Consider the following 15,851-nt stretch of genomic DNA (forward strand, 5'->3'; position numbering starts at 1 on the left):
TGGAGGAAGGCATGAGACGTCTAGCGCTGTTGGCCGGAGCCCAGACCGAGGGCCTCACGGGCGTGGGGACCGACGTGGCGGCGATGGCGGATCTGCTCGGCCGCCGGGGGTTCGAGATCCGCCGGTGCGAGGGCGACACGGCCACGCGGGAGGGGATCATCGGGGCGTACGAGCGGCTGATCCGCGACGTACGCGAGCAGGACGCCGTCGTCTTCTACTTCAGCGGCCACGGCATGTACGCCGCCACGGCCGAGGCCGGCCTGCCCGACGTCCAGTTCATCGTCCCCTGGGGCTACGGCACCGCCGGCAACGGGTTCGACGGCATCACCGACGTCGAGCTGTCTGTGTTGCAGGCCCGGCTGACCTCCGTCACGCCCAACGTCACCGCCATCATCGACTCCTGCCACGCCGCCCGCATGTCCAGGGATCCGCGGCTGCGGCCCAAGGCGCTGGCCCATCCGGTACCTGCCGAGGTCGTCGCCGAGCACCTGCACCGGCTGAGCGCCGAGGGGTGGGACCTCGGACAGCGGCACGCCGACGCCAATCCCCTCGCCGTGCGCCTGGCCGCGTGCCGGCGCTGGCAGACGGCCTTCGAGTACACCAACGCGCAAGGCGTCACCACGGGCGTCTTCACCGAATCCCTGTGCCTCGCCCTGCAGGAGGCAGAGGAGGCCGAGGCAGCCGGCACGAGGGCGAGCTGGCAGCGGATCATGAAACGGGCCGAGGAGCGCGTGCTCGCCCTGGCTCCCGGCCAGCGCGCGCACGTCGAGGGCAACCCGTGGCGGCTGCCCTTCGAGCTCGGGGAGGAGACGCACGAAGACCTGCTCGACGCCGAGCGACTGCCGGACGGCCGGATCCGGCTCCTCGGGGGGCACCTCCTCGGCGTCGAGCCCGGTGACGGCTATGCCCTCATCACCGACCAGGACTCCGTGCTCACCGACGTGACCGTGAGCACCGTGACCGGCGCCACCTCCGTCGCCGCCGTGACCTCCGGCTCGCCACCCGCCGGCCTTCCGCAGCGCATGCGAGCCCGTCTGGTCCGCCGTGAGCTGCCACGGCACGCCGTCAGGGTGCACGGGTCAGGTCCCGCGGCGGACGACATGCGTGCGGCGCTCGACGCCGCACCGCACGTCCGCCTCGCCACGGCCGAGGCCCCCGCGGTCCTGTGCACGGTCGAGGTCTCGCAGGAGCCGGGCCGGATCCGGCTGCGGGACGAGGTCGGTGATCTGGTCGGCCCCAAGGCCGCCTCCCCTGAGGGCATCGCCGCCACAGTCGGCAACGTGGCCAAGCTGGCGCGCAGCGCGACTCTGCGCACCCTGCCCAGCGGTGCGGGCGATTGCGAGCTGCTCGTCCCGTACACGGTGGAATGGGGACGGGTGAGCGAGGGCGCACCGGAGCGGCTGCCCGACGGCGGCGCCGTCTGCTACACCGGCGAGCCGATCTACGTCCGACTCCGCAACGACGGTGACAGGCCCCTGTACTTCTGGCTCTTCGACCTGGGCATCACCGGGGGTGTCACGCACATCACGAATGCCGATCCGTACGGGCTGCCGCTCGCCGGCGGCAGCGAGTACACCGTCGGGCACTCGCCCGACACGGGACTGACCGGTCTGCGGCTGTCCTGGGCAGAGGACGTGCCGGCGGACGCACCCCGCCCGGAGTCGTTGCTCGTCGTCGTGGCCGACCGGGAGCAGGACCTCGCCGCCTTGCAGCAGACGGCCGCCCGTGGCGCGAAGGGCCAGGCCGCCGTCCGCGCGAGCCTGACGCCCACCTCATCGGTGCTCGAGAGCATGCTGCATCGGACCATGGCCGGCATGAGTAGGGAACTGCCCGCCGAGCAGCACGCCCGTCCGGTTCGTTACGCGGTCGAGCACCTCGATTTCCTCCTCCACCCGGCCCCGGCGGTATCCCGTGAGACCGCCTCGTTTCTCATCGATCAACGGCCCGACCGCTCACTGCGCATCCCGCACAAGGGGCGGGCACGCGGCGGCCCCGTCCCGGTCGCGCTACGGCTCGGGGAGCTCGTCGTCCATCGCAACCGGGCGCTGCGCGGCGGGGACGTGCGGATCGACGCGTTGGTGCTCACCGGGGCCGATGGAGAGCTGCCCGCGTACCGCGCCGAGACCGTCCGGTTCTCCGGCGTACGCGACGGTGACCGCCTCCCGCTGGACGACCTCCTCCTTTACCACGGGCCTGCCGTCGACTACCTCGACCTGGCGCTCTGGGTGTCCCGCGACCGGCAGGACAGCCTCCACCTCAGCGACATGCTGAGCGAACGCCTGGGATCGATGGACTTCAAGCAGGCGGCCGTCGACGTGGCGGGGCTGGCGATGGCCGCACCGCAGGTCCTGGCAGCGGTCACCGCGCTCGGCGCCACCGCCACCATCGTCAACATCGCCTATCAGCTGCTGTCGGCAGCGGTCGGCGACAGCATCGGCCTCTATCGCACGTCGCTGCTGCAGGCGGAGGGTTTCTGCCTGGGCCACCACCCGTCCACCGGCCTCATGCGGGCCCAGGATTTCTCCTTCAGGTACGAGGTGCTCAAGGTGTGATCGTTACGTAGCGGCCGGATTTCTGCCTGGCAATACGCAAGAAAACGCATTTTCCCGCAGAAAATGCCGTCGCATTATGGCGACAAAAGGGGGGAAACACATGAACGTTTCCGACGAAGAGCGTTTCGCCGAATGTCTCACGGCGTTCGCGGCCCGGGACTACCGACGCTGCGCCACAGCCGCCAAACGCGACGACCCCCATTGGGAGCCGCCGGGCCACCTCGTCTTCCGGCAGCTGCTGCCGATCTGCGTCTACCGCCTGGGCCAAGGAGCCGACCTCGATCCACAGCGGCTCCCGATCCTGTACTCCCTTCCCGACCACTGGGAGAGGGCGCTGCTGCGGCTCACGTTCGGCATGGCCGATCTGGAGACGGTCTGGCGGTCCGCGACGGACGACGAGCGGCGTTGCCAGGCGCTCTACTACGCCGGCGCCAGGCTTCTCACGGTCGGCGACTTCGCCACGGCCAGGGAACGCCTGCTCGACTGCCTGAGCCAGGGCGTGGACTGCGCGGAGGCCCGACTCGCCGAGATCGACCTGGCCGCACTCGACCTCGACGATCAGCCGGAACTGGCCGGGCAACGGGCTGACATCTACCTCGATCGCGCGCAGACGTCGATCCTCGAGGGCCGGTTCGACGCGGCGGTCGACGAGGCCGGGCAGGCGTCCCAGCACGCGGGCGAGGACGCCGTCCGCCGCACACGCGCGCTGCGCCTGCGACTGCATGCGCTCGCCGAGGCCGACCGGCTCGCCGAAGCGATGGAGCTGATGCCCACAGCGCTCGAGACCGGATCCGCTCACTTGCGGGAGGACGATCCTGAGCTGGCGCGACTCCTGATCATCGGCGCCCACCTCCACAACAGGATCGGCGACCTCGACGAGGCGAACCGGCTCTACCGGACGGCGGCCGACAGCCTGGACCGGGCGCCAGGACATCGGGCGGAGCAGGCCGCCGCCCTGCACGGACTGGCCCGGATCGCATCGCGGCGACGACGTCTCGAAGAGGCAGAGCTCCTGTTCCAGCAGGTTTTCGACAGAGTCGAGGACCTGGATGACGACGCCGGGCTCGGCGCCACCGCGCTCGTCGATCTGGCGAACGTCCGCGGCGCACGAGGCGATCACGAGGCTGAGGAGCGTCTGCACCTGCGCGCCCTGGACCGGCAGCGCGAGCGATTCGGGGCGGATCATCACCTGTTCGCCCAGGTGCTGAGTGACCTCGGCCGCCTGCGCCTGGCACAGGGCCGCTTCGCCGAGGCGGAGCGGCTCCTCACCCGCGCCGCCGACATCCAGTCACGCGTGCTGGGCCGTCTCCACCCGGACACACTCGCCACGTTCGCCGCGCTGCTCGAGATGTACGAGGCGACTGGTCAGCACAAGGCCGTCGAAGACCTGCCGCACCGCATTCTGACCGGCGCGGAGCCGTCATGGGGAGACGACATTCCCGCTCCGCACCCGCTTCCCGAGCTGACACCGATGTTCCAGGTCCTCGAGTCGCTCCTGCCGGAGACGGCGAGGCGCCCGGAAGCCGTCGGCGGTGCGCCCGGCCAGTGGTCGCCCGACGATCAACGACTGTTCGGCACCGTCGCCGCCGACTTCGCCGAGGGTGACCACGGCGCGTGCGTGCTGGACGCGATCCAGCTCAACGCCCGTCAGGCGACACACGAGGCCCTGCAACTGTTCCTGATGTGCCAGACGCTGGGCACCGCCTCCGGCGACATGGAGGCGCTGATCTCCCAGCCCGTCTTCACGGAGCTGCCCACGCAGATCGCCGACCCGTGGTACTCGGCGCTCGTCGCCTTGACACTCGGCCAGAGCGGTCCTGACGAGGTCGCGCGGCTGGCCGATGACGACGAGAAGGCCTGTCAACTGCTCTTCTACACCGCGCAGCGGCGGATGAGCCAGGGGCACGTCCAGGAGGCGCTGCACGGTCTGCTCGACTGTGCAGGCACCGGCGTGCCGTGCTTCGAGACGTGGATGGCGGATCGGCTGCTGCGGGCCGCGCCGCGCGCGTCCGACCGCGCCCTGGCCGCCCAGGTGCGAGAGCTCAACCGGACGACGGTACGCCTGCTCGGCCGGGCGGACTTCGCGGCGGCGCTGGGCTCGGCGCAGGCCGCCTGGCGGCTGGCGGACGGCTTGGAGGTGAACTCGCCCGAGCGGACCTCGAGCCACTACCACCTGGCCGTGGCCGTCTACAGGACAGGCGACCGTGACCGCGCGGGGGCGCTGCTGCGCGACCTGGTGACGCAGGCGAGACAGGCACCAGGCCGTGACCACGTCGCCGTGGCCAGGGCGCTCGGCGTGCTGGGCGTGATCCACATCGACCTCGCCCGGTATCCGCAGGCGATCTCCGCTCTGCGTGACGCGCTCGAGGAGATCCAGCTCGCCGAACGGCCGGACGACGCTGTGCGCGCGCAGATACTAGCCGATCTCGCCGAGGTCCATCGGGAGATGAGGGACCTTCCCACCGCGATCCGGCTCGGCCAGGAGGCGGTGGAGACCCAGCGGGCGGCTCTGGGAGGACGGCATCCCGACCATGCCCGCACGCTGGGCAATCTCGGCCTCATGTACGAGGAGACCGGCGACTCTCAGCGCGCCGAGGCGTTGCTCACCGAGTCGGGCGAGATCCTCAGGAACGAGTTGCCGTCCCACCATCCCGACATCACGGCCAACGCCCGGGCTCTCGCCGCGGTGTACGCGCGCCAAGGCCGGCTCGACGAGGCGGAGCGGGTGCTGCAGCAGGTGTCGCACGGTGATGAGAGCGCCACCCACGAGGACGCGCTGTGCCTCGCCGGCTTGGGCAACGTGGCCGCCCTTCGCGGCGATCTCGGCGAGGCACGCCGCGCCTTCGAGCAGAGCCGATCGATCCTCGAACGGGCCGCCGGCCCTCTGCATCCGGACTCTGTCACCGTCACGCTCTGCCTGGCGATCCTGACCGCGTGGGCAGACGACCCGCGTGGCGCCCTCGACCTGGTTCAGCAGTCCGAGGAGGGAACCTCTCGCCTGCTGCTCGACGTGTTCACGATCGCCGCCGAGCGGCAGCGGCTGCAGCTGCTGGAGAACGTGCACGCGCGCCTGTCCGTCCTGCTGTCCCTGGTCGGTGCCGCGGGAATGCCGGACCAGGCGGTCGCGGACGCCTTCGACCTGGTCCTGCGCCGCAAGGGCATCGACGGCGAGGTGCAACGCGCCTGGCGCGCGAGCATGGACGACGAAGACCACCCGGACCTGCGGCCGAAGATGGAGCAGCTACGCTCGTTGCAGGCGAAGGTCGCCGGCGCGACGCTGAGCGGGCCCGGCCCCGAGGGCCGCAAGGCTCACAGCGAGGTTCTCGCCGGCTGGCGCCAGGACAAGGAGCGGCTGGAGGCAGAGCTGGCCGGCGCCGTTCCTCACCTGCGCCTGGGACAGCGGCTGGCGAGCGTGAGCGGGCAGCAGGTCGTGGCGCTGCTTGCGGAGGGCTCAGCGCTGGTGGAGTTCGTCCGCTTCCAGGTGCTCCCCGACACCGCGCCCGAGACGGGCGCATCCCGGCGCCCGGCCCGGCACCGCTACTGGGCGTTCGTGCTGCGGCCGCAGGCGGGTCTCAGGCTGGTCGACCTCGGCGACGCCGACGAGATCGACCGCCTCGTGGCGACCTACCGGCAGGCGATCATCACGGCCGCCGGCACCGGAGAGGTTCCGGCTGTCCCTCCGTCCGACCAAGCGCGTGACGTCCCGCCCCTGGTGGCGGCACCGGCGCCGCAGAGCGAGCTCGACGCGGGTCTGAGGCTGCGATCCGCAGTCTTCGATCCGTTGCGCACGGCACTCGGAGACGACCGGACCCTGTTCCTCTGCCCGGACGGCGATCTGTCCCGTCTCCCCTGGGAGGTGCTCCCCCTCGGCCCGGACCGGCGCCTCACCGACGAGTACGCGATCAGCTACCTCGGCACGGCACGCGACCTGGTCCGGCTCTCGGCACCGGCGGCACAGGAGCCCACGGCGCCGCTGGTCGTCGCGGACCCGGACTTCTGGTGGCAGACCACCGCCGCCCCGGCCCAGGAACAGGCGGCGGACCGGGGATCACGGGCCGCTCACGACCTACGGTGGCTGAACGTGCAGTTCGCGGCGCTGCCGGGCGCGGCAGCGGAAGGCGAGGAGGTCGCGAAGCTGCTGGGCGTCAAGGCCGTCACAGGCAGGGACGCCACCGAAGGGACCGTCAGATCGTGCCGGCGCCCGGCGATCCTGCACCTGGCCACGCACGGCTTCTCCCTGCCCGGCCCCGAAGGTCAGAACCGGCCGGAGCCGGTGCTGACGGACGAGCTCGCCGAGCTGCTGACAGGGCTCGGCCGGCTGTCGAACGCGAGCGCGAGCCCGTTCCTGCGCTCCGGGCTCGCACTGGCCGGGGCCAACACCTGGCTTGCCGGCGGCGTGCTGCCGGCCGAGGCGGACGACGGCATCCTCACGGCTGAGGAAGTCTCGGGGATGGATCTGGACGGAACCAGGCTGGTCGTCCTGTCCGCCTGCAAGACCGCCCTGGGCGCGCAACATCCCGTCGAAGGAGTGCTGGGCCTGCGCCGCGCGTTCACCCTCGCCGGTGCGCGCACAGTGGTGACGAGCCTGTGGCAGGTGCCCGACACGGAGACCCGGTACTTGATGGAGATCTTCTACAAGCAGCTGATGGCGGGGCGCAGCCCGGCGGACGCGCTGCGTGCGGCTCAGTCGAAGCTGCGCGGCAGCCATCCGGAGCCCTTCTTCTGGGGCGCGTTCGTCTGCCACGGCGATCCGGGCACCCCGGGAGGACCATCGTGACGTCCGCCGGGAACTACGACGTGCTGAGAGCCCTCGCCGATGACGCGCCGGCCGGGGCGGACACCGCCGAAGCCGTGCAGGCGACGGCAGAAGCCCTGGCCTGGTGCCGGGAACGCCTGCCTGCCGGTGATCCCGGGCTCGTGCCGGCCCTGGTGCGTCATGCCCGGGCCGTGTCGATGGCGGGGCAGATCGGATCCGCGACCGAGTTCGCGTACGAGCTGCTCTTCGACGAGGCGCTCGCCATCCTCCGCGCGGGTCGGGGAGGGCAGGACGAGCTGGTGGCCGCGGTCCTGTGGACGTACGCCCAATGCCTGCGCCGCCTCCGTCCCGCCAAGTGCGTGACGACCCTCGAGGAGTGGCTGGGGCTCCTGCGGAAGCTGCGCGGGCCGTCCCATCCCGACGTGGCGGCGGCCGAGTGCCGGCTCGCGGGAGAGCTGCGGCAGCAGCGAAGACACCAGGAGGCCTTGACTCACTACCAGGAGTCGCTGCGCATCTGGTCGCTGCATCCGCCTGACACATGGGGGCTGATGGCCGCGGAGGGGGTGGGATACCTGGCGGAGCTGACCGGTGATCTCGGCACGGCCGCCGACGCCTACGCCCAGGCCGTGCTGACCGCCCAGGCGCTGGGGGACGATTCGGTCGGCACCTACCTGGTGGCCTGCGCCCGAGTGGCGGCCGGACGCGGCGAAGACGCCCTGCCGCAGTTCGAGAAGGCGCTGGCGGAGCAGCGAGCGGCGCTGGGAGACGCCCATCCCGACGTGGCGGCCACCTGGATGTCCATCAGCCTGGCCACGAGCGGCGAGCGCGCTCTGCACGCCACGCGCGAAGCCTTGCGCGCCGCCGGTGCATGGCTCGAGTCGGGCGGGGCCACGACGGTGGGCGACCAGCGCCGCCGCGACTTGATCACGGTCTTCGCCCGGTACGCCGAACATCACCTGTCATGGTGGACGGCGAGCCGGTCAACCCCGGCGGAGGCCCCGATGGCAGAGGCCCTGGAGGTGGCGGCCTGGCGGCGCCGGCTACCCCAGCTGCTGTGGTCCCCCTGGCGGTTACCTGGCCGGCGTCATCCCGGCGAGGCCGAGCTCAACGCCGTGATGGCGCGGATCGCTCACCGCCTGCAGGATCGGTACCAGGCCGCGGGCAGGCGGCCGGGCGCGGCGGCAGCCGAGCCGGCCTGGATGGAGCACGTCACCGAACTGCCGGTCCTGGAGAGCAGGCAGGCCGAGCTGGAGACGCGCCTGTGGCAGGAGTGCCGGCCCGGCGTGCTGGCCCGGCCGCTGGCGTCCACCGCCATGGCCGCCGCTCGCCGGGCGCTGGCCGCCGACGAGCGCCTGGTGGACATCATGGGCGTCGAAGGACGGTACGCGGCGTTCGTGGTGGGACCGCTCGACGAGCAGAGCGCCGTCGTCGACCTGGGACCAGCGGCACGGATCGAGCAGGAGGCGCTGCGCGCGAGAGTCACGCTCGAAGGACCGGACCGGGCGGCGGCCTTCCGCGATCTGACGCCCGTGCGGGCCGCCTCCGCCGGTGATCTCCGGCCCCTGGCTCAGCTGCTGGTGGCGCCTCTGCTGCCCGCTCTGGCGGGCTGCCGGCGCGTCCGGATGGTTCTGGACGGGCCGTTGCTGCACGTGCCTTTCGGCGTCCTGCCGGTGGACGCCGCTGGAAGCCCGCTGCTGACCATGTTCGCCCTCGACTACCTGGTCACAGCCGACGATCTGGCGGCGGACACCGGTCCCGGTGCGGAGCCGGGGCCGGAGCTGGTCATGGCCGCCCCCGACTTCGACCTCGGCAGTGTGGAGCCCGGGCAGACGGGTTTCCTCTTCGGGTCGCTCGACGGCACCGCCGGAGAGGCCGAGGGCATCGCCGGGCTGCTCGGGCCGCGAGCCGTCGTCCTGCGCGGCGACCAGGCGTTGAAGGGGCGGCTGCGCGAGACGCGATCTCCCCGGCTGCTGCACCTGGCGACGCACGGCTACGTGCTGTCCGGCATGAGCGAGGCGGCGGTGCGGGAGACGGATCGCCGCCTGCGTGGCACCACGAGTGAGCTGGCAGGGCGCTTCGCGAACCTGCGCCGCCACCCCAGCCTGCGCAGCGGCCTCGCGCTCGCCGGCGCGAACAGGTGGCTGGCGCACGGCGTTCCCGGCCCCGGGGCGGAGACGGGAATCTTCACCGTGGCGGATGTCAGCGCTCTGGACCTGTCAGGCACCGCGCTGGTGGTGCTGTCGGCGTGCGACACCGGTGTCGGGGATCTCGACGCGGTGGACGGTCACGTCAGTCTCAGGGCAGCATTCCTGCGATCCGGGGCCGGAGCGGTGGTGGCGAGCCTGTGGAAGGTGCCGGACCTGCCCACCCGCGACCTCATGATCCGTTTCTACGAGTTGCTGGGCCGGGGGCATCCACCGGCTGACGCCTTGCGCACCGCCCAGCTGGAACGTCACGCGGCCGTAGAGCCGGTACTGAACTGGGGCGCGTTCGTGTGCTACCTCGGCGCCCGACGACAAGAGGGCCAGGGGATCCGAGCTCAGAACTGGGGGAGATCATGACAAGGGCTGCGAAGATCGCCGCCATTCAGGCGCAACGCGCGACGAGTGCGGCAACGGCGGAGGGCATGGAGCGGCGGCTGGCTGCCCTGGCCGAAGGGCTCTCCCGCCTGGAGGCCATCAGAGCCGACCTGGTCACGCGGGTCGAGGACGACGCGAGGGACCAGTTGAGCGCACTCGCGGAGCCGCTGAAGGATCTCATGCTGGGTGTGCGCAGGGAACGGGCCGAACTCGAGCGCGTCCTGGCCAGGCTCCGCCGGACCACCTTGAACATCGGTGTCGTGGGCCGGGCCGGCCAGGGCAAGAGCAGGCTTCTGCAGAGCCTCACCGGTCTGACGACCAGGGAGATCCCCGACGGTAGCGGCGGGTTCTGCACGGGCGTGCCAAGTGTCGTCAGGCACGCGCCTGGGACCACCACGTACGCGGACGTGTTCTTCCACACCGAGCAGTCCTTCCTGCACGAGGTTGTGACGCCCTACTTCGAGCGCCTCCGCCTCGGCCGCTCCCCGACGTCGCTGGAGGACTTCGCCGGCCCGCTGCCACCGCTGGAACGGGAGGGACAGGAGGACATCGCGCGCAAGGAGAGCGCCTACGCCCATCTGTCGTCCTTCCGTACCACGCTGACCGAATACCGGCGATGGCTGGGCACGACATCCCCGCATCGCATCACCGCGGACCAGATCCGCGAGTTCGTCGCCCAGGACGATCCAGACGGGAACCGTCGTTACCACGCCTTCCGCGCGGTGCGCCGCGTCCACATCACCACCTCCTTCCCCCACGACGACCTCGGTGGCATCGGCACCATCGACCTGCCGGGACTCGGCGACACCAACCTCGGCGACTCCCGCCTGCTGTTGAGCGCGCTCAGCGACGACGTGGACGTGGTGCTGTTCGTACGGCGGCCCGCCCCCGAGCGGGACGCCATCCAGGACACCGACATCGATCTGTACGACCTGGCACAGAGCGCGCTGCCGGACATTCCCATGGAGAAACGCTCGTTCCTGCTGCTCAACCATCGGCGCAGCCTCGATCAGGACAACCTGAACAACGCCAGGTTGTTCCGCGACCAGATCCCCGGCTCGGCGATCAAAGTGGCCGGCACCGACATCGTGGACTGCTCCGACGCCGAGGCCGTCGCTACGGCGTTCGAGCCCGTGGTCGACTACCTGCTCACGCACGTCGGCGAGCTCGACCGCATGCTGCTGCGGGCGCGCAGGCAGACCATGGCGGAGCTGGGCCGCCAGATCACCCTCCTGATCAGCCAGGCGCGCCGGCTCGACGCGCTCGCCCAGCCGGCGAGCATGTGGTTCCCCACCTTCCAGTCCCTGTTCAAGCAGGCGCACACCAGCCTGTCGGCCGAGCTTGACCAGTTGGTCGACCGGCTGAGGGAAGAGCGCGGGCTGCGTGACACGGCTTTCAGCCAGAGCGTACGAGCCGTCCTCGCCCTGGCCCGCAGTGACGACGGCATTCCCGCGCCGGAGGACATCAGGACCCGGTTCGCCGTGGAGGGCACCCGGCAAGCCGCCTACAGTCACCTGCTCGACGAGACGCGTGCCCATCTGTCCAGGCACTTCCTCGGCCTGCACGACGGGTTGCGCGAATGCGTCGGGCAGATGCACGAGGACGTGGCGGCCCTGCTCGCGCGTGCGGGCGGCCTGGCCCCGCTGAGCGGCAGGCAGGGCAGGCTCTTCCTGCTGGACGTGGCGGAGCGGATCCCGCCGACCCTGCGGCAGGGCCGGCCGAGCGAGATCCAGTACGCGCTCACCATGCTGACGGAATTCGAGCTGAACTACCGCGGCTTCGTTCAGCACCGCATCCGGCCGTGCCTGGACGGCCTGCACGGCGACTCACCGGCCATGGCACTGCCGTCGGACGGCACCCTGGTGGATGAGAAGACCATGCGGGAGATGCTGCGGATCTCCTACGAGGAGGCACTGGACCGCTGTGACACGGCCCTCGACGGGCTGACCACGGAGCCGAACGGCGCGGTGTTCGCCATCGTCGAGGAGTTCCGCGACCGCGTGCTGCGCGCGGAGGGCAGCACGGACGAATGGCGTGCCTTCTACCAGGACATCAGGGCAGAGCTGTGGAGCGACACCTTCTCCGCCCTGGCAGAGCAGGCAGGCCATCTGAGAGTGTGGGACGAGGCCGTACAGGCTCTGGCCTCGCTCCTCGACCAGGGTCACGAGGAGGAGAAGTGAGCGAGAAGCCAGCCAGGCGGCAGCGCCTCGGCAACGCCCCTTGGCGGAAGATCACCGGCCGGTACGGCGAGGACGCGATCATCGACGTCACCATGCTGGGCTCGGTCGGGGTGGGCAAGACCACGTTGCTGGCCTCGATGTACGAACGGTTCGGGCAGGTGATCGGCGCCACCGACCTTCAGGTGACACCCACTGACCGTAAGACCTCGGTGAGCCTGCAGGGCTACATCGAGGACCTCCGGCGCATCGCGGACGGCCTGCGGGTGCAGGGCGGCATTCAAGGCACCGGCGAGCTGCGGGACTACGCCTTCGACGTCGGTCGCAAGGGCCGTGCCCCGCTCTTCAAACTGCGATTTACTGACTATCCCGGCAAATATCTTCTTAATCCGGATAATTCAGACGACGAAAAGCTTCAGCGCGCGCTCGAACGGGCTCATGTCATCCTGGTGGCGATCGACTCCGCCGCGCTCATCGAACGCAACGGCCGTTATCACAACCTCATCAACATTCCTCAGATCGTCACCGACGAGATCAAGCGCATGCTGCAGGCGAGAATGGATCGGCTGATCATTCTGGCCCCACTCAAATGTGAGACCTACGTGGAGAAACCACCCGGCGCACAGGAGCTCAGGGCCAAAATAGTCGAAGAGTATCGGACGCTGCTCGACTACATCGGATCCGGAGAGCTCCGCGAGCGTGTGGGGTGCGTGATCACCCCCGTGCAGACGGTGGGCGCGGTGGTGTTCCACCGGCTGGAGGAGGACCCGCAACACCGCAACCCCGTCTTCGAATTCCGGGTGAAGGCCGTCGGCGCGCGGTACGCGCCGCTCCACACCGACCAACTCCTGCGGTACGCGCTGCGGTTCGTGGTGAACAAGTATCGCGACAGCGACCACCGCGGCGTCATGCGGGCGTGGTGGGAACGTGCCATGGGGACGGACGCGGCCATGGTCGAGGCCGCACGGGAGTTCGCCGCCGGCTGCAAGAGCGACGACGGCTTCGGCGTCCTGCAGAGCCATCCCTACCTGGACGGGCAATGACATGGGTGCCCGCTGGTTGGTGCAGACGCGCGGGCCGGGCGCCACGGAGGACTACCGGTGGCTGCCCGTCGGGCACGAAAACCTGAAGGCGCTGCGGCTCCTCGAGAAAGGGTGGCGGAAGGGCTCGTCGTTCCTCACCCTGCTCGACGACGAGAGACCTGGGCTCCTGCTGTACCGGTTCCGGAGCGAAGGACTGCTCCTGCTGATCACAGGCCTCATCCCGGCCGGTCGCCCGGTCGACTCACGCAAACGCGCCATCAGGGTCAACGTGCTCGGCTGTACCCACGACAGCTCAGACCGGCTTCCCGGCGGGACCGATGACGGCAGCGGCGCCATCCTCGCCGTCGCCTGCGCGGCCCTGCGCGGCGACCTCTCCGACCGGCTGCCAGTGATCTACGGCTCGGACGGCGGGACCGGCTTCACGCTGGAGCCGGAGGATTGGAACGACATGCTGGAGGACGTCAAGGGCGGGTACACGTCACCCGATACGCCGCTCACGCGCAGACCCCGCATCGACGATGACACGGAGACGGCGCGCGAGCGGGTGGCCGGCGAACTCGCGGCACTCCACAGCCAAGGGACGCTGGACCGGCTGTCCGGCACGCTGCTGGTCCTGCGCACACGCGTCCTCAGCCGACGTCAGTCCGAGGCACTGGGAGCATGGCGGGTGCTGGTCGACATCCTGCCCGACGAGCGGGGGCCTGCGGAGCAGAGCCTCTTCAGCCAGCTCAGGGATCTCAGGAACCGGCTCGGCATCTCTCTGTTCCTCGGTCTGGTCGCGTTGGCGATGGTCGTCGCCGCGATCGTGGTGAACCTGCCGAGGTGGGACCCGCCGCCGCCGAACCCGACCACCAGCCCGACGGCGAGCACGCCCCGGAGCCCGCCCTCGACCACCGGCAGGTAGCTCAACCGGTGTCGGCGAGGTCGTTGGCGGCCACGTAGCCGAACGTCATGGCGGGCCCGATGGTCGAGCCTGACCCGGCGTAACTGTGCCCCATGACGGCCCCGCTGGCGTTGCCGGCAGCGTACAGGCCGGGGATGACGGAGCCGTCCGCGCGCAGCACCCGCGCGCGGGCGTCCGTCCGCATCCCGCCCTTGGTGCCGAGGTCGCCGGGCACGATGCGGAACGCGTAGAAGGGCGGCAGCCACAGCGGGGCCAGGCACGGGTTCGGCCTGACCAGGGGGTCGGCGTAGTAGCGGTCGTAGGCGCTGTCGCCGCGCCTGAAGTCCAGGTCCCTGCCGGTGGCCGCGAACCCGTTGAACCGGCTGACCGTGCCGCGCAGCGCGGCCTGGGGCACGCCGATCTGCTGCGCGAGCTGCTCGATGGACCAGGCCTTGTAGGCGGCGCCGCCGGCGAACCAGGAGGCGGGCAGCGGCAGCAGCGGCGCGACGTCGCGGAAGAGGTACTTGTTGCGGTAGTGCTGGTCGACGATCAGCCAGGCGGGGATGTGCGGGGCGGTGGCGCTGTTGCGGTCGTACATGACGTGGACGACGTCGCTGTAGGGGGCGCCCTCGTTGACGAAGCGCACGCCGTTGCCGTTGACCAGGATGCAGCCGGGCAGGGTGCGCTCGGCCAGGCAGAAGTACGGCTCGCCGGGCAGCGGGATGGACGGGCCCCACCAGGCGTCGTCCATCAGGTCGAGCGCGGCGCCGGCCCGCTCGCCGGCCGCGATGCCGTCGCCGGTGTTCGCCTCGGCGCCCACGGTCCAGCTCGTGCCGATGGGCTGGCGCTGGAAGCGGGCGCGCATGGCCGCGTTGTGCTCGAACCCGCCCGATCCGATGATCACGCCGCGCCTGGCACTGACGGGGCCGGAGGGGGTGCTGACGCCGGTGACGCGGCCGGACTCCACGATCAGGTCGAGCATGGGGGTGTTCAGCAGCACGGGGACGCCGGCGGCCAGCAGCCCGGCGCGCAGGCCGGCGGCCAGCGACTGGCCCATGGTCAGCGGCTTCTCGCCGCGCAGCGCGGCCTCGGTGCCCCGCAGCAGGCACGCGGCGCTCACCTCCAGGCCCTTGGGGTTGACGGCGGCCAGCGTGAGCCACTTGTAGTCGGCGCTGTGGACCACCATGCCGGCGGGGGTGGGGATGTACGGGCCGTTCAGCCGGGCCAGCTCGGCGCCGAGCAGGTTGCCGTCGAGCTGCGCGGGCTCGATGGAGCGGCCGTTCGGCATGCCGCCGGGCAGCTCCGGATAGTAGTCGGAGTAGCCGTCCATGAAGCGGAAGCGCAGGGGGCTGTTGCGCATCACGAACGACAGCATCGCCGGTCCGGCGGCCAGGAACGCCTGCTGGCGCTCGATCGGCACGGTGCCGCCGACGACGCGGGCCAGGTAGGCGGCGGCCTTGGCCGGGGTGTCAGGAACCCCGGCGGCGAGGATGACCTCGTTGTTCGGGATCCAGATGCCGGCGCCGGACCGGGCGGCGGACCCGCCGAACGTGGGCGCCTTCTCGATCACGACGGTGCGCAGCCCGCGCCTGGCCGCCGTCAGCGCCGCGGTCATCCCGGCCGCACCGGCGCCGATCACCACCACGTCGTACTCGATCGCGGCGCGCGCCGGGACGCTGCCCAGCGCGGCGCCCGCCACCAGCGCGCCACCGGTCACGGCGGCCCCGCGCAGCACAGCGCGGCGGCTGGGGCCCTGAGGGCTCGAACTGCTCGTCGATCTCGTCAAGTCAGCCACGAGGCCAAGCATGCGCTTGGTTGTTTATCTCGTCAATGGACGGCTGCGGGCGCGGGCCTGCCGGCC

General features: G+C 71.0%; 7 protein-coding genes. 6 read left to right on the forward strand and 1 reads right to left on the reverse strand.

Annotation, left to right across the window (positions count from 1 at the left end; translation table 11 throughout):
* Positions 1–11: 11 nt before the first annotated feature.
* From LCN96_RS31165 to LCN96_RS31190, 6 genes are all read left to right on the forward strand, one after another.
* Complete coding sequence (locus tag LCN96_RS31165) at positions 12–2,552, forward strand: caspase family protein (RefSeq protein ID WP_225265991.1); 2,541 nt, start codon at positions 12–14, stop codon at positions 2,550–2,552.
* A gap of 100 nt (positions 2,553–2,652) precedes the next feature.
* On the forward strand, positions 2,653–7,329 hold the full coding sequence (locus LCN96_RS31170; RefSeq protein ID WP_225265992.1) for a CHAT domain-containing tetratricopeptide repeat protein: 4,677 nt from the start codon (positions 2,653–2,655) through the stop codon (positions 7,327–7,329).
* Positions 7,326–9,869 carry a CHAT domain-containing protein gene (locus tag LCN96_RS31175; RefSeq protein ID WP_225265993.1) on the forward strand — a complete coding sequence of 848 codons (2,544 nt, stop codon included), beginning with the start codon at positions 7,326–7,328 and terminating at the stop codon, positions 9,867–9,869. The genes LCN96_RS31170 and LCN96_RS31175 overlap by 4 nt, the downstream gene beginning before the upstream one ends.
* Positions 9,866–12,067: a hypothetical protein gene (locus LCN96_RS31180; protein WP_225265994.1), complete on the forward strand. Its 2,202-nt coding sequence runs from the start codon at positions 9,866–9,868 to the stop codon at positions 12,065–12,067. The genes LCN96_RS31175 and LCN96_RS31180 overlap by 4 nt, the downstream gene beginning before the upstream one ends.
* Entirely contained in the window at positions 12,064–13,107 is a 1,044-nt protein-coding gene (locus LCN96_RS31185; protein WP_225265995.1) for a TRAFAC clade GTPase domain-containing protein, read from the forward strand. Before LCN96_RS31180 ends, LCN96_RS31185 begins: the two co-directional genes overlap by 4 nt.
* Positions 13,108–13,123: 16 nt before the next feature.
* Positions 13,124–14,011 carry a hypothetical protein gene (locus tag LCN96_RS31190; RefSeq protein ID WP_225265996.1) on the forward strand — a complete coding sequence of 296 codons (888 nt, stop codon included), beginning with the start codon at positions 13,124–13,126 and terminating at the stop codon, positions 14,009–14,011.
* Position 14,012: 1 nt separating this feature from the next.
* Here the strand turns inward: LCN96_RS31190 and kstD are convergent, their stop codons facing one another.
* On the reverse strand, positions 14,013–15,785 hold the full coding sequence (gene kstD / locus LCN96_RS31195; RefSeq protein WP_318528318.1) for a 3-oxosteroid 1-dehydrogenase: 1,773 nt from the start codon (positions 15,783–15,785) through the stop codon (positions 14,013–14,015).
* Positions 15,786–15,851 lie beyond the last annotated feature (66 nt).

The sequence above is a fragment of the Nonomuraea gerenzanensis genome (genome assembly GCF_020215645.1).
GTDB lineage: Bacteria > Actinomycetota > Actinomycetes > Streptosporangiales > Streptosporangiaceae > Nonomuraea > Nonomuraea gerenzanensis.

Bases quoted from the DNA above. Each gene is read 5' to 3' on its own strand.
- LCN96_RS31165 (WP_225265991.1), top strand. From the start codon at position 12: ATGAGACGTCTAGCGCTGTTGGCCGGAGCCCAGACCGAGGGCCTCACG.
- LCN96_RS31170 (WP_225265992.1), top strand. From the start codon at position 2,653: ATGAACGTTTCCGACGAAGAGCGTTTCGCCGAATGTCTCACGGCGTTC.
- LCN96_RS31180 (WP_225265994.1), top strand. From the start codon at position 9,866: ATGACAAGGGCTGCGAAGATCGCCGCCATTCAGGCGCAACGCGCGACG.